At 60.2% G+C, this 18,206-nt stretch carries 17 protein-coding genes; 12 read left to right on the top strand and 5 right to left on the bottom strand.

From position 1 onward, the window contains the following. Positions 1 to 10 precede the first annotated feature (10 nt). The 8 genes from cysT (at position 11) to AC2GXZ_RS07440 (ending at position 7,421) form a co-directional block, all read left to right on the top strand. Positions 11 to 868, top strand: a complete 858-nt coding sequence (cysT, locus tag AC2GXZ_RS07475; RefSeq protein WP_483758527.1) for a sulfate ABC transporter permease subunit CysT — start codon at positions 11 to 13, stop codon at positions 866 to 868. A 188-nt stretch (positions 869 to 1,056) separates the two neighbouring features. Next, positions 1,057 to 1,917 (top strand): sulfate ABC transporter permease subunit CysW, encoded by an 861-nt coding sequence (gene cysW, locus AC2GXZ_RS07470; protein WP_483758526.1) that lies wholly within the window; start codon positions 1,057 to 1,059, stop codon positions 1,915 to 1,917. 14 nt (positions 1,918 to 1,931) lie between these two features. Further along, on the top strand, positions 1,932 to 2,969 hold the full coding sequence (locus AC2GXZ_RS07465; RefSeq protein WP_483758525.1) for a sulfate/molybdate ABC transporter ATP-binding protein: 1,038 nt from the start codon (positions 1,932 to 1,934) through the stop codon (positions 2,967 to 2,969). 77 nt (positions 2,970 to 3,046) lie between these two features. Continuing rightward, positions 3,047 to 4,024 carry an alpha/beta hydrolase gene (locus AC2GXZ_RS07460; protein WP_483758524.1) on the top strand — a complete coding sequence of 326 codons (978 nt, stop codon included), beginning with the start codon at positions 3,047 to 3,049 and terminating at the stop codon, positions 4,022 to 4,024. Positions 4,025 to 4,198: 174 nt separating this feature from the next. Beyond that, positions 4,199 to 5,356, top strand: a complete 1,158-nt coding sequence (locus AC2GXZ_RS07455) for a phosphatidylglycerol lysyltransferase domain-containing protein (RefSeq protein WP_483758523.1) — start codon at positions 4,199 to 4,201, stop codon at positions 5,354 to 5,356. After that, positions 5,353 to 6,720 carry a virulence factor family protein gene (locus AC2GXZ_RS07450; RefSeq protein ID WP_483758522.1) on the top strand — a complete coding sequence of 456 codons (1,368 nt, stop codon included), beginning with the start codon at positions 5,353 to 5,355 and terminating at the stop codon, positions 6,718 to 6,720. The genes AC2GXZ_RS07455 and AC2GXZ_RS07450 overlap by 4 nt, the downstream gene beginning before the upstream one ends. 105 nt (positions 6,721 to 6,825) lie before the next feature. Further along, entirely contained in the window at positions 6,826 to 7,125 is a 300-nt protein-coding gene (locus AC2GXZ_RS07445) for a YlcI/YnfO family protein (protein ID WP_483758521.1), read from the top strand. Beyond that, positions 7,122 to 7,421, top strand: coding sequence for a type II toxin-antitoxin system RelE/ParE family toxin (locus AC2GXZ_RS07440; RefSeq protein WP_483758520.1), 300 nt, complete (start codon positions 7,122 to 7,124; stop codon positions 7,419 to 7,421). Before AC2GXZ_RS07445 ends, AC2GXZ_RS07440 begins: the two co-directional genes overlap by 4 nt. Here the strand turns inward: AC2GXZ_RS07440 and betA are convergent, their stop codons facing one another. The 4 genes from betA to betC are packed head-to-tail and all read right to left on the bottom strand — an operon-like array spanning position 7,422 to position 12,603. Then, positions 7,422 to 9,074: a choline dehydrogenase gene (gene betA / locus AC2GXZ_RS07435; protein ID WP_483758519.1), complete on the bottom strand. Its 1,653-nt coding sequence runs from the start codon at positions 9,072 to 9,074 to the stop codon at positions 7,422 to 7,424. 35 nt (positions 9,075 to 9,109) lie between these two features. Then, on the bottom strand, positions 9,110 to 9,598 hold the full coding sequence (locus AC2GXZ_RS07430; protein WP_483758518.1) for a barstar family protein: 489 nt from the start codon (positions 9,596 to 9,598) through the stop codon (positions 9,110 to 9,112). Next, a complete protein-coding gene (gene betB, locus AC2GXZ_RS07425) occupies positions 9,598 to 11,061 on the bottom strand; it encodes a betaine-aldehyde dehydrogenase (RefSeq protein WP_483758517.1) in 1,464 nt (487 codons plus the stop codon). Before betB ends, AC2GXZ_RS07430 begins: the two co-directional genes overlap by 1 nt. A gap of 24 nt (positions 11,062 to 11,085) precedes the next feature. After that, a complete protein-coding gene (gene betC / locus AC2GXZ_RS07420; RefSeq protein WP_483758516.1) occupies positions 11,086 to 12,603 on the bottom strand; it encodes a choline-sulfatase in 1,518 nt (505 codons plus the stop codon). A gap of 220 nt (positions 12,604 to 12,823) precedes the next feature. Here betC and AC2GXZ_RS07415 point away from each other — a divergent pair, with 220 nt between their 5' ends. The 4 genes from AC2GXZ_RS07415 (at position 12,824) to AC2GXZ_RS07400 (ending at position 17,311) form a co-directional block, all read left to right on the top strand. Next, positions 12,824 to 13,375 carry an HdeD family acid-resistance protein gene (locus AC2GXZ_RS07415; protein WP_483758515.1) on the top strand — a complete coding sequence of 184 codons (552 nt, stop codon included), beginning with the start codon at positions 12,824 to 12,826 and terminating at the stop codon, positions 13,373 to 13,375. A gap of 181 nt (positions 13,376 to 13,556) precedes the next feature. Next, a complete protein-coding gene (locus tag AC2GXZ_RS07410) occupies positions 13,557 to 15,386 on the top strand; it encodes a GGDEF domain-containing protein (RefSeq protein WP_483758514.1) in 1,830 nt (609 codons plus the stop codon). 79 nt (positions 15,387 to 15,465) lie between these two features. Further along, a complete protein-coding gene (locus AC2GXZ_RS07405; protein WP_483758513.1) occupies positions 15,466 to 16,467 on the top strand; it encodes an NAD(P)H-quinone oxidoreductase in 1,002 nt (333 codons plus the stop codon). Positions 16,468 to 17,164: 697 nt separating this feature from the next. Beyond that, complete coding sequence (locus AC2GXZ_RS07400) at positions 17,165 to 17,311, top strand: DUF1127 domain-containing protein (protein WP_483758512.1); 147 nt, start codon at positions 17,165 to 17,167, stop codon at positions 17,309 to 17,311. A gap of 81 nt (positions 17,312 to 17,392) precedes the next feature. Here AC2GXZ_RS07400 and AC2GXZ_RS07395 read toward each other — a convergent pair whose 3' ends face one another. Further along, on the bottom strand, positions 17,393 to 18,130 hold the full coding sequence (locus AC2GXZ_RS07395) for a DUF3750 domain-containing protein (protein WP_483758511.1): 738 nt from the start codon (positions 18,128 to 18,130) through the stop codon (positions 17,393 to 17,395). Positions 18,131 to 18,206: the final 76 nt, after the last annotated feature.

Here is an 18,206-nt window from a genome sequence, read left to right as displayed (position 1 = left end):
GGAACCTTAAATGACCACAGTCACTGCCGCCACCAAGGCGCGGTGGCGGGTAAAGCAGCCGAGCATCATCCCGGGTTTCGGGTTGACGCTCGGCTTTTCGCTCGCCTACCTGTCGCTGATCATCCTCATTCCGATTGCCGGCCTGCTCTGGCGCACCGCCGAACTCGGCTGGTCCGGTTTTTTCGCCATCCTGTCGGATGAGCGGACGCTGCGGGCGCTCTACATTTCCTTCGGCTCCGCCTTCCTTGCGGCACTGATCAATGTCGTCTTCGGCACGCTGCTCGCCTGGGTGCTGACCCGGTATCGTTTCCCAGGTCGCCGGCTGATCGATGCCATGGTCGATCTGCCGTTTGCGCTGCCGACGGCGGTTGCCGGCATCGCCTTTGCCTCGCTTTACGCGCCGAACGGCTGGGTCGGTTCGCTGCTCATGCCGTTTCGCGTCGCCTTCACGCCGCTTGGCATCGTCATCGCGCTGATCTTCATCGGCCTGCCTTTTGTCGTGCGCACCGTGCAGCCGATCATGGAAGAGATCGACCGCGAGGTGGAGGAGGCGGCCGCAACGCTCGGCGCCAACCGTTTCCAGACGATTTTCAGCGTATTGCTGCCGGGCCTCACGCCGGCCATCCTCACCGGTTTCGCACTCGCCTTTGCCCGCGGCGTTGGCGAATACGGCTCGGTCATCTTCATCGCCGGCAATATCCCCTATGTGTCGGAAATAGCCCCGCTGCTGATCGTCATCCGCCTGGAAGAGTTCAACTATGCCGGTGCCACAGCGATTGCGACGATCATGCTGCTCATCTCCTTTGCCATGCTGCTGGTGATCAACCTCATCCAGGCCTGGAGCCGCAAGAGGTATGGCAATGCGTGATCTCAACGAACTTCGAGCCAGCTCGGCCCCTCACCCCGCCTTCGCTTCGCTCGGCGCACCCTCTCCCCGCAGGCGGGGCGAGGGGGATCCGAGAGGCTGCGGCTTGTCCCTTCTCCCCGTCAGAACGGGGAGAAGGTGCCGGCAGGCGGATGAGGGGCAGCTTCTGGCAACGGCAAGGAGGCAGACCCATGTCCGATAACCGCCGCATCTCCTTCCGCAGCCCGGCCGACGAAAGCTTCACCACCAAGCTTCTCCTCGTCGGCCTGACGCTCGTTTTCCTGGCCTTTTTCCTGTTCCTGCCGCTCGTCTCTGTCTTCTACGAGGCGTTTCGCAAGGGCTGGGATGCCTATGCGGAAGCGCTGGTCGAACCCGACGCCTGGGCCGCCATCCAGCTGACGCTGACGGTGGCTGCCATCGCCGTGCCGCTCAACCTGATCTTCGGTCTGGCGGCCTCCTGGGCGATCGCCAAGTTCGAGTTCAAGGGCAAGGCCTTTCTGATCACGCTGATCGACCTGCCGTTTTCCATCTCGCCGGTCATCTCGGGTCTGGTCTATGTGCTGCTGTTCGGTACCCAGAGCGTGCTCGGCCCATGGCTGAAAGGCTACGGCATCGAGATCCTCTTCGCCGTGCCCGGCATTGTGCTCGCCACCGTTTTTGTCACCTTCCCCTTCGTTGCCCGCGAGCTGATCCCGCTGATGCAGGATCAGGGCACCGGCGACGAGGAGGCAGCTTTGTCGCTCGGCGCTTCCGGCCTGCAGACATTCTGGTATGTGACGCTGCCCAATATCAAATGGGGCCTGCTTTACGGCGTGCTGCTCTGCAACGCCCGCGCCATGGGCGAATTCGGTGCCGTGTCGGTCGTCTCGGGCCGCATCCGGGGCCTCACCAACACCATGCCGCTGCATGTCGAGATACTCTATAATGAGTATAACATGGTTGCGGCCTTCGCGGTGGCCTCGCTTCTGGCGTTGCTTGCGCTTGTCACCCTCGCATTGAAAACCTTTCTCGAACTTCGGTTCGGTGCCGGCGCAGCCGGCGGCAGACACTAAAGGCTTGAACCCGTATGGAAGTTCGCATCAACAATATCCGCAAGGAATTCGACCGTTTTGCCGCGTTGAACGACGTGTCGCTCGATATCGCCTCGGGCGAGCTGATCGCGCTGCTCGGCCCCTCCGGTTCCGGTAAGACGACGCTCCTGCGCCTGATCGCCGGCCTCGATTTCCCGACCGATGGCCGGATCTTCTTCGGCCAGGAGGACGCCTCGCATCACTCGGTGCAGGAGCGCAATGTCGGCTTCGTGTTCCAGCATTATGCCCTGTTCCGCCATATGACGGTGGCGCAGAATATCGGCTTCGGCCTCAAGGTGCGCCCCGCCGCCAGCCGCCCGCCGAAAAGCGAGATCAAAAAGCGCGTTTCCGACCTGCTCGACATGGTGCAACTGTCGGGGCTGGAAAACCGCTATCCCAACCAGCTTTCCGGCGGCCAGCGCCAGCGCGTGGCACTCGCCCGCGCCATGGCGATCGAACCGCGTATCCTTTTGCTCGACGAGCCATTCGGCGCGCTCGATGCGAAGGTGAGGAAGGAACTGCGCCGCTGGCTGCGCGAGTTTCATGATCGCACCGGCCACACGACGATCTTCGTCACCCATGATCAGGAAGAGGCGTTGGAACTTGCCGACCGCGTTGTCGTCATGAGCCAGGGCAAGATCGAACAGGTCGGCTCGGCCGATGACGTTTATGATCGGCCGCAATCACCTTTCGTTTTTTCCTTCATCGGTGAATCCTCGCATCTGCCGGTCGAGGTGAAGGACGGCACCGTCCTTTTCCAGGGGGAGCCGATCGGCATCTCGCAGGCATCGGATAGTGCCGGCGACCTGTTTTTCCGCCCCGAAGACATTGTTCTGACCGACGAGCCGCATGCCTTGTTCGGCAAGGTCACCGCCTCTCGCCGTCTGGCCGGCACCCGCATCGCCGAAATCGACATCGCCAATAATGGCCATGCGCCGTTCCATGTCGAGGTCGAGGTACCGCTTCATGCGCCGATCGAACTCGGCTCAGAAGCCCGCTTCCGGCCCACCCGCTGGAAAATCTTTACCAAGTAAAGGTCGCCCGGCATCGTGCCGGAACCCGCAGACCCTGCTGACGTTCCAGCCCTGTCCGACAATCAAGGAGGGGCTGGATGCTGTCTTTGAAAAACTCTGTCCTGTCCGCCATCGCGGCCGTGGGTTTTGCGGCGACCGCCCATGCGGGCGAAATTTCGGATGCCAGTTTCCACAGCGCCGCTCTCGATGCCGAATTTCCGGTCAATGTCTACAAGCCGGATGGCGAGGCGCCGCAAGGTGGCTGGCCGGTTCTCTATCTTCTGCACGGTCATGACGGTAACCAGAACAGCTGGCGCGACCTCGGCGATATAAAAGCGACGCTCGACAGGCTGATTGCCGAAGACACGATCCGGCCGCTCGTGGTCGTCATGCCCGGCGTCGAAAACAGCTGGTATGTCGATTCCTCGGCGGTCGACGGACCGGGCGACTACGAGATGGCGATCACCGCGGATCTGCGCCACGAGATCGAAAATACCATGACGGTCAGAAAGGATCGCGAGGGCAGGGCGATCGCCGGCCTCTCCATGGGCGGTTTCGGCGCGCTGCATCTCGCCTATGCGCATGAGGATCTCTATGGCGCGGTGGCGAGCCTCTCCGGCGCCATCTGGCAGAACGTGCCGGCCTCCGATCTCGACAAGACCCCGGCGGATCTGAAACTTATCGAGGACAGCGCCTTCTTTCACCGGATCGACCGGGCAACGGTTACCAGCGGCGTTGTCTTGCCTTCGACCGGCGATCATTTCTCCGGCGCCTTCGGTACGCCTTTCGATGCGCGGTTATTCAACGAGAAGAACATCTTTACCCTTGTGTCCCAGCACATCGCCGAACAGACGGACCTGCCGGCAACCTTCATCACCTGCGGCGATGACGACGGCTTTTTCCTCTGGCGCGGTGCGGTGGCGCTGCACGAGACGCTGCAGGCAGGCGGCCGCCCGTCCGAATTGAGGATCACCGATGGCGATCACGTCTGGTCGGTCTGGAAGCTGACGATCATCGATGCGCTGCGCTTCATCGACGGCCAGTGGGACAGGACGGAAAAGGTCGCCAAGGATTAACGCATTTCCCGGACCCCGCGCGCTGGGCATCGAGGTATCGCGATACACGCATTGGTCGGTGAATACGGCTCGTGATCGGTCCATGTGTCGCAGTGGCTACATCTTTGAGACGTAAGGTTTGATAAATAAAAGTAAGCTAATGCAAACACGGTTTAACGTCTCGATAGGCTTTACATGTCGGCCCATGTCGATGAAATCTGCCATCAGGAGCAACTCCTGCCGCTGACCGCCACCGGCAAGCCTGCCGCGGCTCGCCGTTCGTTGCTCGACCGGTTTCTCCGTCGCACCGAAACCATGCCTTCCGCGTGCATGGCGGATCGCAGGAACGGCCGCAGCGGGCCGTCTGCGGAGGATATGGAAAAGGCACTGGCGATCCTTGCCACCCAGTCAAATGCCAGCGCGGGACTTGTCCGGCTCGGCGACAAGCGCATCCTGTTTTCCGATTGCGGCCAGGCCTTCGTCATGTATGCCAAGCACGGCCATTCGCTGGTCGCCCTGTTTGACCCGGTTGGTCCACAGGCGCTTTGGCCGGGACTACTCGACAAATTCATGGCGACGGCACGCGAGCATGGCTGCCGGCCGGTCTTCTATCAGGTTTCCAAGGCATTCCTGCCGCATGCCTTCGACAGCGGCCTGCGCCCCTACAAGCTCGGCGAACAGGCGGTGGTCGATCTGGTTCGCTTCGACCTGAAGGGCGGTGCATGGCTGAAACTGCGTCGCTCGATCAATCGCGCCGAGCGGGACGGGCTGGAATTTTCCATGCTGCCGGCCGGTGAGGTGCCCGGTGTCATCGATGAACTTCTCGCCGTTTCGCGCAGCTGGCTTGCATCGCACAACGCTTCCGAAAAGGGATTTTCGCTCGGCACCTTCGATCCGGCCTATGTGACGGCCGGACCGGTGGCGGTGATCCGCTTCGAAGGGCGCATCGTCGCTTTCGCCAACATTCTCGAGGCAGGCGGGCATGGCGATGCCTTCATCGATCTGATGCGCCACGTGCCGGATACCCATCGCGGCATGATGGATCTTCTCTTCGTCCGCATCATGGAACACATGAAGGCGCGTGGTTTCGTCACGCTCAATCTCGGCATGGCGCCGCTGGCAGGTCTTGCCGATCACCATTATGCACCGCTCTGGAACCGTCTCGGCCGCGAGATTTTCGAATTCGGCGAGCGCTTTTATAATTTCCGCGGCGTACAGGCCTTCAAGTCCAAGTTCGATCCGGTCTGGCAACCGCGTTATCTGGTTGTTGCCGACCGCGGCCTGCCGATTGCCTCGATCCTCGACGTCACCATGCTGATCGGCGGCGGCTTGCGCGGGATCCTGCGCAGATGAAAGCTCTGCCGGTTGCCCTTGCCGTCATTACCCTGGCTGTGGCTGCGACCGAATTTTATCGCAATCATCTGGTGGAAAACGAGATCGTCAGCCTCCCGACATCGCGGATCAGTGATCCCGAAGGCGAGGAAAAGGGCATCGTCGTCCTCCTCTCCGACGACAAGGGCTGGGGCGCCCGCGAAGAGCGCATGTCGAAGACCCTGACCGGCGAGGGGGCGGTCGTCGTCGGTGTCGATCTTCCGCAATATTATGCGGCCCTCGGCAAGGAAGGCCGCGATTGCCTTTATCTGGTCTCCGATATCGAGGAGCTGAGCCGCCAGATCCATCGCGACCGGGATATGACGGTCTATCGGCCGCCGCTTGTCGCCGGTATCGGCGGCGGCGGGTCGCTGGCGCTGGCGATTGCCGCCCAGACCCCGTTTTCGACGATCGGCGCGACGCTTGCCGTCGATCCGGACGCATCGATACCGCTGTCGAAAATCCTCTGCACCCCCGCTCCCAAACAGGCGGCCGCGGATGGCATGACCTATGGATTGACGGAGGGTGCGCTGCCCAACGCCGTCGACGTGGTGTTCACGCCCACCGGAGATCCGGCCGGCCGAAGCCATGTCGAGGATCTGAGGCGTTCTCATCCCGGCATAGAGGTGACGGCCGAGGCCGAGCCGCCGGAAGACGCATTTCTGGCGGCGACACGCAGCGTTCTGACGGCCGCTGCGGTGAATTCGTCTCCGCTCGATCTTCCGCTTGTCCCGCTGGAAGCAACCGCCACCCGCGACACGATGGCGGTGATCTATTCCGGCGATGGTGGCTGGCGTGACATAGACCGGCAGCTTGCCGGTTATCTGCAGCAGGAGGGCATACCGGTCGTTGGTATCGATGCCCTGCGTTATTTCTGGAACGAAAAAAATCCGCAGCAAACCGCGACGGATCTTTCCCGCATCATCGACACCTATACCGGACGCTGGAACGTCAGCAATGTCGTGCTGATCGGGTATTCCTTCGGCGCCAACATCCTGCCCGCAACCTATCGCCGCCTTCCCGAAAGCGACCGGAATATCGTGCGGCTGGTCTCGCTTCTGGCGCTGTCACGCCAGGCCGATTTCGAAATCGCCGTCACTGGCTGGCTGGGTTATGCCGGCATGGGCAGGCATGGCGATCCGGTCGATGACCTGTCGCAGATCGAGCCTTCCAAGATCCAGTGCATCCACGGCGTGGAGGAAGAAGACAGCGCCTGCCCGGCCGTTGAGGCCATCGCCGGCGCCGATATCCAGGCCCGCCCCGGCGGCCACCATTTCGACGGCGACTACAAGGCCCTGACGAAACTGATCGTCGACCGCCTCGACCGATTGGCACCAATGATGTGAGGGGGCGGATGTCTGCGCGCACCTTGCCTCGTACATCCTTCCCTTGCCAAGCATCTCACCGGGGCGCATCATGCATCGCAATTGCAACGCATAAGGTGATGCCCGATGGGAAAATCAACAAAAGCTGCGACAAAAACCGCGACCATCCCATCCCTTCGCGTCGAGCCGGAGCTGCGAGCCGCGGCAGAGAGTGTGCTGAAGGATGGCGAGACGTTATCCTCATTGGTTGAAGCCTCCCTGCGCAGGCAGGTCCATATCCGCAAGTCTCAGGCCGAATTTGTTGCGCGCGGACTTGCCGGGTTGGAAGAGGCAGAGCGCACCGGCGTCTATTACACGTCGGACGAAGTTCTTGGGGAACTGCGAGAGATGCTTGAGGCCAAACGGGCGGAAAAGCGCAACTCATGACCTATCGGGTCAAGTTTACGGAGAGGGCGCGTCAGGATTTGCATCGCCTTTATGCCTATATGCTTGATCGGGACGAAGACGCAGCCGCACGAGCGCTCGAAGCCATTACGGCATCAATGACGGTGCTTGAGAAGTTTCCATTTTCCTGTCGGAAAGCTTGGGGGGATAGCCCGCTGCTCCGAGAATTGCTCGTCCCATTTGGCTCGTTTGGTTACGTCGTCCTTTTTCGCATCGATGGAAGCGATAAAGTTACCATTGCTGCCATCCGCCACCAGCGTGAGGAAGACTACCACTGACTACCGGTCGCTCACCGCCGCCCGCGGGTTGACCCAGGGCTCCTGATTGGAGCGCGGCAGGGGCGTTTTACCGAGAATATGATCGGCCGCCTTCTCCCCCGTCATGATCGAAGGTCCGTTGAGATTGCCATAGGTTATATGCGGGAAGATCGATGAATCCGCCACGCGAAGCCCCTCGACGCCGATCACCCGGCATTCCGGATCGACCACCGCTTGTCGGTCGTCCTTGGCTCCCATCCGGCAGGTGCCGCAGGGATGATAGGCGCTTTCCAGATGCTCGCGCAGGAAGGCATCGATCTCGTCATCCGATTGCACCTTTTCGCCCGGCTGGATTTCCGGCCCGCGATAATCGTCGAACGCCTTTTGGCTAAAGATCTCGCGGGTCAGGCGCACGCAGTGGCGGAACTTGATCCAGTCTTCCTCGTGGCTCATGTAGTTGAAGCGGATGAGGGGATCCTCCTTCGGATCGGCCGAGCGAAGGGTCACATTGCCACGTGATTTCGACAGGTTGTAACCGACATGCGCCTGGAAACCATGGCTTTTCGCCGCCGCCTTGCCGTCATAGGAAATTGCCACCGGCAGGAAGTGATACTGAATATCCGGTTGCTTCAGCCCGGGCTCCGAGCGCAGGAAAGCACAGGCCTCGAACTGGTTGGACGCGCCAAGGCCGCCCTTGGTCATCAGCCATTGCGCCCCTGCGACGCCCTGCCAGAACCACGGCAGCCAGGAATAGAGCGACACCGGCTTGGTCGAGACCTGCTGGAAATAAAATTCCATATGATCCTGCAGGTTCGCTCCGACGCCCGGCCGGTCCGCTTTCACTGCGATGCCGAGCGATTTCAAATGCTCCGCCGGACCGATTCCCGACAGCATCAACAGTTTCGGCGAGTTGAACGAGGAGGCGGCGATGATCACCTCGCGGTTCGCCTTCACCACTTCCGGCACGCCGCGTCGGAGAATCTCGACGCCGACCGCCCGGCCGTTCTCGATGACTACCTTCTGGGCGAGGCCATAAACGATCTCGACATTTTTCCGCTTCATGGCCGGCCGCAGATAGGCGTTTGCGGCGGACCAGCGGCGACCCTCATAGATCGTCTGCTCCATCAGCCCGAAACCTTCCTGTTTCGAGCCGTTATAATCCTGGGTCGTCTCGAAGCCGGCTTGGCTGCCGGCCTGGATGAAGGCGTGGAATAGCGGATTGGTCACCGGCCCGCGCTGCACATGCATCGGCCCGTCGGTGCCGCGCCAGCCCTCTTCGCCGCCGTGAGAATGTTCCATCCGCTTGAAATAGGGCAGCACGTCCGCATAGGCCCAGCCTTGAGCGCCAAGCTCTTCCCAGCGGTTATAGTCCTCCGCATGGCCGCGCACATAGACGAGCCCGTTGATCGACGACGAACCGCCCAGAACCTTGCCGCGCGGTGCGGTGATGCGGCGGTTGTTCAGCTTCGGCTCGGGTTCGGATAGATAACCCCAATTGTAACGCTTCATGCTCATCGGCCAGGCAAGTGCCGCCGGCATCTGGATGAACGGACCGAAATCCGATCCACCCGCCTCGATGACGATCACCGAGTGTTTGCCGTCCTCCGACAGGCGGTAAGCCATGGCGGACCCTGCCGAACCGGAACCGATGATGACGAAATCTGCGTTTTGCATGGTCAAGTCCAGTTTTGGGATTTTGGCCGGCGGTATCAGAGTGGATAATCGGCTGTGGGAAGGGGCAGCCTGATGCTGCTGGAGACGGGCACAAGAACATGAAAAGCTACCGATGGCCTGTCAAATTGCGACCCATCCGCGATGGCTTTTGCCCATTCCGATCCTGTAGAATTTAAAAGGCTGGTTAGCTCGTCAAAGCCTGATGTATTACGGCGAAGGAAGAGATCTGCCTGAGAGAGTATAACGACAAATGCACCCTTGGGATTTATCGGGTGCAGATCTCTCATGACGTCGATAAATGCATCCGTATTGAGATTTCGGTATGGCAGGGACAATCCTGTCATAAATGACCGAAAGGTGTCGGAGAGGCTGCTGCAATGGCCCAATTCGACTTCAAATAGATGGCTGATTTCGGCATCGCGAACAGCTTGTTCTAACTCGGTCTTTTCCGCCGAGATGCGATGAACGTAAGGCGGATTCACCGAAGTCAGGAAAGATGCAAAATCGGTAGCCGCTTTGGCCATCAATACGGCGCCTCAACTTTGCCCATTCCCACATAGACCGTCTTCAGCTCGGAATAATGCTCCAGCGCGGCCAGCGAGTTTTCCCGTCCGAAGCCCGACTGTTTCGAGCCGCCGAAGGGAATTTCCACCGGGCAGAGATTGTAGGTGTTGATCCACAAAGTGCCCGCCTCCAGCTGATCCACCACCCGATGCCCGCGCGAAAGATCGGCTGTGAACACGCCGGCCGAAAGGCCGAACTCCGTCGCATTTGCTCGGGCTATGACTTCCGCCTCGTCGTCGAAATCGAGCACGCACATGACCGGCCCGAAGATTTCTTCGCGCGCGATCGTCATCTCGTCGGTCACGTCGGCAAACACGGTCGGCTGGATGTAATAGCCTTCGCCGGTGACATCGTTGGGAATGCCGCCGCCGGTCACAAGCGTCGCACCTTCAGATTTGCCCTTGTCGATATAGGTCATCACCTTATGGCGCTGGTCGAACGAGATCAGCGGTCCCATCTGGGTCGCCTCGTTCATAGGTTCGCCGATGACGATCTTTTCCGTCCGCGCCTTCAGCCGTGACAGGAACTCGTCCTTGATCGCCTTCTGGACGAACACGCGAGTGCCGTTGGAGCAGACCTGTCCGGTCGAATAAAAGTTGCCGAGCATCGCTCCGCCGATGGCACTGTCGATATCCGCATCGTCGAACACGATCAGCGGCGACTTGCCGCCAAGCTCCATCGTCACGTGCTTAAGGCTACCGGCTGCGGCCGCCGCCACCTTGCGGCCGGTGGGCACCGAGCCAGTCAGCGACACCTTGGCGACATCCGGATGGTTGACGAGCAGCGGCCCGGTCGTCCGGTCACCCTGGATGACATTGTAGAGCCCCTTTGGCAACCCGGCCTCGATCAGGATTTCGGCGATTTTTAGCGCCCCGAGCGGCGTGTTTTCCGATGGCTTGAACACCATGGCATTGCCGGCAGCGAGCGCCGGCGCACCCTTCCAGCAGGCGATCTGCTGCGGATAGTTCCAGGCACCAATGCCGACGCAGACGCCCAATGGCACCCGCTTCGTATAGGCAAAGTCGCCGCCAAGCGGGATATACTGGCCGTTCATGCCGGCCGCGATCACGCCGCCGAAAAACTCGAAACTGTCGGCCCCCGAGGTCGCATCGGCAACGATCGTCTCCTGGATCGGCTTGCCGGTATCGAGTGTCTCGAGTTCGGAAAGCTCGCGGTTCCTTGTCCGCATGATCTCGGCTGCACGCTTGAGAATGCGGCCGCGCGCCGTCGGGCCCATCGCCGCCCATTCCGGCTGGGCACGTTTGGCGGCCGCAATCGCGCGTTCGACGATCGCGGGCGTTGCCGCATGCAGCCTTGCGATCACCTCGCCGGTGGCGGGGTAAAGGCTTTCGATGACGCTGCCTGCTTCATCTTCCACATATTCGCCATCGATGAAGTGGCTGGCTTTCGGCTGTGCTTTCATTCTCTTGTCTCCGCCCAATGTGCCTTATTCCCCACGTGGATAGCGCTTGGACTCTTCCAGATTGTCGAGGTTCATGTGGTTGCGCATGTAGCGCTCTGAGGCTTTCTGCAAGGGCTGATGGTCCCAGGGATAATAGGCGCCGTTCCTCAGCGCCTCATAGACCACCCAGCGGCGGGCCTGGCTTTCGCGCACAGCGGAATCAAATTCCGCCATGTCCCATTTGGCCAGACGTTTGGCCCGAAAGCCATTCATTACATCGGCATAGGCCGGATCGCCGGCAAGGTTTGTCAGCTCCTTCGGGTCGGCCTCAAGGTCATAAAGCTGTTCCGGGTCGAGCTCGCAGTGAATGTATTTCCAACGGCCCTCGCGAATGCCGACCAGCGGCGCATAGGATGCTTCGGCGGCATATTCCATCAGCACCGGCGCGGTGCGGGTGCCGCCGTCGATCACCGGTTTCAGGCTCTCGCCATCCGTCCACGGCGCAATCTCGGCCATCGAGATACCGGCGAGATCGCACAGCGTCGGCGTCACGTCGAGATTGGAAACCGGTGCGGAGTGTAGGGCAGGGGTGATTCCGGGGCCGGCCACCATCAAAGGCACCCGCGCAGATCCCTCGAAAAAGTTCATCTTGAACCACAATCCGCGCTCGCCCAGCATGTCGCCATGGTCGGAACAGAACAGGATGACCGTATCGTCCAGCATCCGCGTGCGGGTCAAAGTGTCGATCAGTTCGCCGACCTTTTCGTCCACATAGGAGATGTTGGCGAAATAGGCCTGGCGCGAGCGGCGCACATTGTCTTCGGTAATCCCGAAGCTGGCATAGTCGCAGGATTTCAGGATGCGGTCGGAATGCGGGTCCTGGTGCTCAAGCATGCCGACGTCCGGCATCAGGTGCTCGCAATCGTTGTAGAGATCCCAGAACTTCTTTCGCGCCACGTAAGGGTCGTGCGGATGGGTAAACGACACGGTCAGCGCCCAGGGCCGGCGATCCGCATCGTCGTTTTCGCGCGACAGATGGTAAAGCTTCTGGTTGGCCAGAAATGCCACTTCGTCGTCATATTCCATCTGGTTGGAAATCTCGGCCACACCGGCGCCGGTCACCGAACCCATATTGTGATACCACCAGTCGATCCGCTCGCCCGGCTTGCGGTAATCCGGCGTCCAGCCGAAATCGGCCGGATAGATATCGGTCGTCAGCCGCTCCTCGAACCCGTGCATCTGGTCCGGCCCGACGAAATGCATCTTTCCCGAAAGCGCCGTGTAATAGCCGGCACGGCGCAAGTGATGCGCATAGGTCGGGATCGACGAGACATATTCGGCGGCATTGTCATAGACCCGCGTCCGGCTCGGCAATTGCCCGGCCATGAACGAGGCGCGGGCCGGTGCACAGAGCGGCGAGGATGTGTAATTGTTGGCAAACCGCGCCGAACGGGCGGCGAGCGCCTTAAGATGCGGCGCATGCAGCCAGTCCGCCGGGCCGTCGGGAAACAGCGTCCCGTTCAACTGGTCGACCATGATGATGAGGATGTTCGGGCGGGACATGATCGCGGCGGGCTTTCTGAAATGCGGAAACTGGCACCCTAACGAGTTATTTTTGATCGCGCTTTCAATCAAGCGGCGATTGCGAACCGTGCTGTCTCAAAAGCGCGCCATTGAAGCTGAGGCACACTGCGCCAGATCCTGAGGAGCAATCCTGAAAACATCCAGGCCGCGGCATTCGGTCCGTCTTGGCTTGGGCTGTCTCGAAACAAAGGATGTAGTCATGGTTCTCGGTCTGGATACGCCGCCCGTCTCGAAACTGCATGAAAGATGGGGATGGTTCCTGGCGCTCGGCATCCTGCTGATCATCTTCGGTTTCGTCGCCTTCGCCAATCTGTTCGCCGCGACCATCGCCTCGGTTTTTTATGTCGGCATGCTGATGCTGATCGGCGGCATTGCTCATCTCCTTCATGCTTTCCAGCTCAAGGGTTGGGAACACGGTCTCTATTGGGGTTTGAGCGGCGCGCTTTACACGATTGCCGGCCTGCTCGCTTTCTGGAACCCGGCACTGACGGCCGTGGTCCTGACGCTTATCATGGCGATCGCGCTGATGGTCGCCGGCATATTCCGCATGCGGGTCGGTTTCCGGCTTCGCCCGCTGCGCGGCTCGACCTGGGTGATCGCCGCCGGCGCCATTACGGCACTGGCCGGCCTTGTCATTGCTCTCGGCTGGCCGGTCAACAGTCTGCTGGTGCTTGGCGCCTTTCTGGCGGTCGATCTGATCATCCAGGGCTGGGCGATTGTGGCGCTTGCACTGGCTGCCCGTGCTGCCTGATAGACGCCAGTTAATGCATTGATTTTTAAGTAAATACGGGACGGCTGTCACAAAAGCTTCATGCAATTTTCATAGAGGGGAAACGGATTGTTGACGGGTCGCGAGACAACTTGCGCAACGTCATTTGAAAGCCCCGCGCGAGGATTTGGTCCCAGCGGTTATGTGCAGTGGAGTAATGCGTATGTCTTCTGCGGCCGTTCTCGAGCCGAGTGTCGTCCGGCGTTATGCAGGCGATCAGCTCGTGACGCTTGGAAAGCTGGTTCTCGAAAATGCCTTCCAGCCGATTGTCGAAGTCGCGACAGGCACGGTCTTTGGGTACGAATCGCTGCTGCGCGGCCATGAGCGGATCGGCTTTTCGTCGCCGCCCGAACTTCTCGACGAAGCGCAGAAGGCGGGGCAGCTTCTGGCGCTGGAACAGATGATGTCCGGTCGGGCGCTCGCAAAATTCGCCACCCTGCCGGATTATTCCTCGGCCACGTTGTTTCTCAATCTCGACGTCCGGCTGATCCGCCAGGGACACGAGTTTCTCGAAAAAGTGCTTCACCACCTGCGCGCCGCCCATATCGCGCCGTCCTCCGTCTGTTTCGAATTCTCCGAGCGTTTCGACAATACCAGCGTGCCGGAATTCGCCGATCTGGTGGCGGAAATGCGCAAGGCCGGTTTCAAGCTCGCGATCGACGACTTCGGCGTCGGCCACGGCGAAATGAAGCTGCTGTGCGACTTCCCGGTCGATTACCTGAAGATCGACCGCCACTTCGTCTCCGATATCGATCGTAATCCGCGCAAGCGCCATCTGGTCAAGAACATCGTCAACATCGCCCATGTTCTCGGTATCCGGGTGATCGCGGAAGGGATCGAGACGGAAGCCGAATTTCTTGCCTGCCGGGAATATGGCGTCGACCTCGTCCAGGGCTTTTTCATCGCCAGGCCGACGACATTCCTGACCGAGCTGCAGCCGTCCTTTCCCTATCTCGCGGAGATCGGCCGGGCTCGTCGCTCCAGCCAGTCGCTCGACGAGATCCTGATCCGCAAGCAGATCGAAAAGCTGCCCTCGGTCTATGAAAACGAGAGCATCGATACGGTGTTCGAACTTTTCCGCCGCAATCCGCGCCAGGCATTTTTCCCGGTGCTCAATGCCAATGGCGAACCGCGCGGCGTCATCAACGAATATCACCTGAAGGAATTCATCTATCAGCCCTTCGGCCGCGACCTTTTGAAGAACAAGGTCTACGAGCGGACGATTGCCCATTTTGTCGAACGGGCCCCGATCATCGGTCTTGATGCCGAGGCTGAGGAGCTGATGAGCCTGTTCGCCAACATGGAAAACAGCGCCTGTGTCATCCTGACCGAAAACCTGCGTTATGCCGGCGTCGTCTCGGCCGCCTCGCTGATCAAGGTGGTCAACGAAAAGCAGCTGAAGATCGCCCAGGACCAGAACCCGCTGACCAGCCTGCCGGGCAACCGTGCCGTGCGCGATTTCATGCAGGAAGCCGGTCGCGACGACGAGGAAACCCGCTTTTTCTGCTATTGCGATTTCGACAATTTCAAGCCGTTCAATGATCACTACGGTTTTCAGAAGGGCGACCACGCGATCTCGCTGTTTGCCGCCCTGATGAAGCGTTATTTCTTCTCCGAGGGAGATTTTCTCGGCCATATAGGCGGCGACGATTTTTTCATCGGCGTGCGCGACTGGGCTCGCGACGAGCTAGAGGAAATTCTCGAGCGCCTGCTGTCCGATTTCCATGGCGATGTCGTCGAACTTTATTCGGAAGAAGAGCGTGCTGCCGGCAAGATACGCGGCCATGACCGTTCCGGCCGTGAACGCGACTTCCCGCTGCTTCGCTGTTCGATCGGCGTTCTGGAAATCCCCAAAGGCCTGCTGCTCGACGATATCGGCCGCATCAGCGTCGAGATCGCGGCGGTCAAGGCTGCCGCCAAGGAAAGCGGCAAGGACCAGTTCGGACCGGATAATGGCGGGCTCGTCTTCTCGCTCTTCGGTCAGGCAAAGTGATCGGTTTGCGTCGCGCCATGCCTTTCTAACGTCGGGGTACTGTCCTAAGTCAGTGTTCTCATTCTGACAGGAGTTCTCCATGCCGCTTCCCACCGAGATGCGTTTCGTCGACCTGCCCAGCTTCGGCGCTCCCGAAGTGATGACCTTTTCAAGCGGCCCCTTACCGGCCGTGCAGGCCGGTGAAATCCTGGTCAAGGTGGAAGCTGCAGGCGTCAACCGCCCGGATGTGGCGCAGCGCCAGGGCATCTATCCGCCGCCAAAGGGTGCGAGCCCGGTTCTCGGGCTGGAAATCGCCGGCGAAGTCGTCGCTCTCGGCGAGGGCGTCACCGGATTTGCGCTCGGCGACAAGGTCTGCGGCCTCGCAAATGGCGGTGCCTATGCGCAATATTGTGTCCTGCCGGCCGGTCAGACGTTGTTTTGGCCGAAAGGTTATGACGCGGTAAAGGCCGCGGCACTCCCCGAAACCTTCTTCACCGTCTGGGCAAACCTTTTCCAGATGGCGGCGCTGACCGATGGCGAAAGCGTGCTCATCCATGGCGGATCGAGCGGTATCGGCACGACCGCCATTCAGCTGGCACGCGCCTTCGGTGCCACCGTCTATGCGACCGCCGGCTCGAAGGAAAAATGCGATGCCTGCGAAAAACTCGGTGCCAAGCGCGCGATCAACTACAAAACCGAAGATTTTGCCGAGGTCATCCGGGCGGAAACGGGCGGGCAGGGCGTCGATGTCGTCCTCGACATGATCGGCGCGGCCTATTTCGAAAAGAACCTGTCGGTCCTCGCCAAGGACGGCTGCCTGTCGATCATCGCCTTTCTCGGCGGCAACATCGCCGAAAAGGTCAATCTCGCGCCGATCATGGTCAAGCGGCTGACGGTCACCGGTTCGACCATGCGACCGCGCACGGCAGACGAGAAACGCGCCGTCCGCGACGATCTTCTGGCTGAGGTCTGGCCGTTGCTGGAAGCGGGAAAGCTCGGTCCGGTCATCCATTCCGTGATGGATTTCGATCAAGTTGTCGATGCCCACACGTTGATGGAAACCAGCAGCCATATCGGCAAGATCGTGCTGAAAATGGGATAAAAACGCAGCAATGAAGAATCGTGATCTTCCTCAGGCTCGCGAATGCTAAGTCCGGCCCGTCGGTTTTGCAACGCACATATCTTCGCGCATCGTTACATAACTTGCCTTGCAAGATATGCGTTTGGCTCCTACCTTTTATTCATCGTCAACGTAATGAAAGGTAGGTGATCCAATGTCTAATGAGATTTCGGTCTGCGTAACGGGCAATGGAAAGGTGGCGGTCTTGACGGGGCAGCCCTCGGCCTGAACCTCATCTTCCTTCGGACTGTCGTGAGACAGGCCGGGTTCGTTCAACCGGACCAGATTTCATGGAAGGGTCGCCTTGGCGGCCCTTTTCCTTTTCCGGAGATGCTCGCGCCATCTCTGGTAATCACCCCGCGCTCGTGACTTGCGATGACGCTGCGATTGAGGCGCCTCAAGCGCGCATCCGGCCGATCGTCACGCGCGCGTCTGCCATACGCCTGCAGCAATCCCCTGTCGCCGTGCTGCATGTTTTTTCGGCGTAACATCTCCAGTCATGCCCGTTTTTCATGCTGCTGCTTTGATCGAGATCAGAAAAGACCCTGCTCATTGCGCATGGGTGTGCTGCCGATCGAATGCTACCGATAGGCGGTCCCTGGGCGTATAACGGAGCCATCGAAGCAGGAAGGCGCCACCACCGGCCGCCGCTTCGAAAGCCCAGGAAAGGGGGACCATCATGAACGTTACACGCACTCTCAAGAATTGGCGCAACTATCGTCGGACGGTTGCCGAGCTGGAGCGCATGACCTCGCGCGAACTGGAAGATCTCGGGATCAACCCGTATGATATCCGTCGCTTCGCCCGCACGGCCAACGGCTTCTGATCGAAAAACAGGCATAGTCTCTGATGAAAACGCCCGCCATCCCGCGGGCGTTTTGCATTTGTTGGCTTCACGCCTGGCGGATCAGAGGCCGATCCGCCCCAATGCCGGTACCTTGATGCCGGGATCTGTCAGATCAAACCCTGCCACCAGCCCGAGAAAATGCACTTCGAACCCGCTGCGGCTGCCGAGCGAAAATCCGGCAAGACCCCTGATCGTCACATGCAGGTCGCGCCAGTCCTCGTCGAGATGGACGAATTCACCGTTCGGCAGGTAGTCGCGTCCGACGGCATGCGGCGGCAGAACGGCGCCGATCTCAGGCACGGTCCGTAATACATGGGCGACGAACGTATTGGAATTCGGCCCCGGCCAGATCGTGTAGTCGCCGGGTTGCGCATAGGGGTAGGTGGCGATCGCGGCCTCCACCTTCGGGATCAGCACCTCCGCCTTCGCGCCGGTTATCGAAGCGACCAGTTGCGGTGCGTTGGAATACCAGTAGGCATCCGGCTCCCGATGGTTGCGGCGGATCGGCGACCCCCAGCCCACCTTGTCGTAACGCGTATAGCCTGAGGCACCCTTCTCCTTGGTGACGATCCAGGCATGGCTGGCGACCGCACCCTTGAGGCCACCGGTCATCGCCGAGAATATGTAGACAGCGGCCTCTTCACTCTCTCCGGGTTTCGGCAGGATGTCGGCCGAGGTCCAGCGTGCCGCGCTCCAGCCGGATGGATGATCCTTCATCGCCCAGAGCCCGGCCGACGCGAAGGTCGGCAGGAGGTAGACGACGAAAATCACGATCAGCAGCCGTTTTACCGATTTCATCAGCATTTCCCGTGCAAGTCTTCCGCGAAACGGTTATGAGACCGCCACCCGTTCAGATCGCAATAGAAGCCAGCAA

It is taken from the genome of Aliirhizobium sp. YIM B11859 (genome assembly GCF_057163345.1).
This window is presented reverse-complemented; position numbering and strand designations above follow the sequence as displayed.

Bases quoted from the DNA above. Each gene is read 5' to 3' on its own strand.
- AC2GXZ_RS07445 (WP_483758521.1), top strand. From the start codon at position 6,826: ATGGGAAAATCAACAAAAGCTGCGACAAAAACCGCGACCATCCCATCC.
- AC2GXZ_RS07405 (WP_483758513.1), top strand. From the start codon at position 15,466: ATGCCGCTTCCCACCGAGATGCGTTTCGTCGACCTGCCCAGCTTCGGC.
- AC2GXZ_RS07460 (WP_483758524.1), top strand. From the start codon at position 3,047: ATGCTGTCTTTGAAAAACTCTGTCCTGTCCGCCATCGCGGCCGTGGGT.
- AC2GXZ_RS07400 (WP_483758512.1), top strand. From the start codon at position 17,165: ATGAACGTTACACGCACTCTCAAGAATTGGCGCAACTATCGTCGGACG.
- AC2GXZ_RS07415 (WP_483758515.1), top strand. From the start codon at position 12,824: ATGGTTCTCGGTCTGGATACGCCGCCCGTCTCGAAACTGCATGAAAGA.
- betC (WP_483758516.1), bottom strand. From the start codon at position 12,603: ATGTCCCGCCCGAACATCCTCATCATCATGGTCGACCAGTTGAACGGG.
- cysW (WP_483758526.1), top strand. From the start codon at position 1,057: ATGTCCGATAACCGCCGCATCTCCTTCCGCAGCCCGGCCGACGAAAGC.
- betB (WP_483758517.1), bottom strand. From the start codon at position 11,061: ATGAAAGCACAGCCGAAAGCCAGCCACTTCATCGATGGCGAATATGTG.
- AC2GXZ_RS07450 (WP_483758522.1), top strand. From the start codon at position 5,353: ATGAAAGCTCTGCCGGTTGCCCTTGCCGTCATTACCCTGGCTGTGGCT.
- AC2GXZ_RS07440 (WP_483758520.1), top strand. From the start codon at position 7,122: ATGACCTATCGGGTCAAGTTTACGGAGAGGGCGCGTCAGGATTTGCAT.
- cysT (WP_483758527.1), top strand. From the start codon at position 11: ATGACCACAGTCACTGCCGCCACCAAGGCGCGGTGGCGGGTAAAGCAG.
- AC2GXZ_RS07430 (WP_483758518.1), bottom strand. From the start codon at position 9,598: ATGGCCAAAGCGGCTACCGATTTTGCATCTTTCCTGACTTCGGTGAAT.
- AC2GXZ_RS07395 (WP_483758511.1), bottom strand. From the start codon at position 18,130: ATGAAATCGGTAAAACGGCTGCTGATCGTGATTTTCGTCGTCTACCTC.
- betA (WP_483758519.1), bottom strand. From the start codon at position 9,074: ATGCAAAACGCAGATTTCGTCATCATCGGTTCCGGTTCGGCAGGGTCC.
- AC2GXZ_RS07455 (WP_483758523.1), top strand. From the start codon at position 4,199: ATGTCGGCCCATGTCGATGAAATCTGCCATCAGGAGCAACTCCTGCCG.
- AC2GXZ_RS07410 (WP_483758514.1), top strand. From the start codon at position 13,557: ATGTCTTCTGCGGCCGTTCTCGAGCCGAGTGTCGTCCGGCGTTATGCA.
- AC2GXZ_RS07465 (WP_483758525.1), top strand. From the start codon at position 1,932: ATGGAAGTTCGCATCAACAATATCCGCAAGGAATTCGACCGTTTTGCC.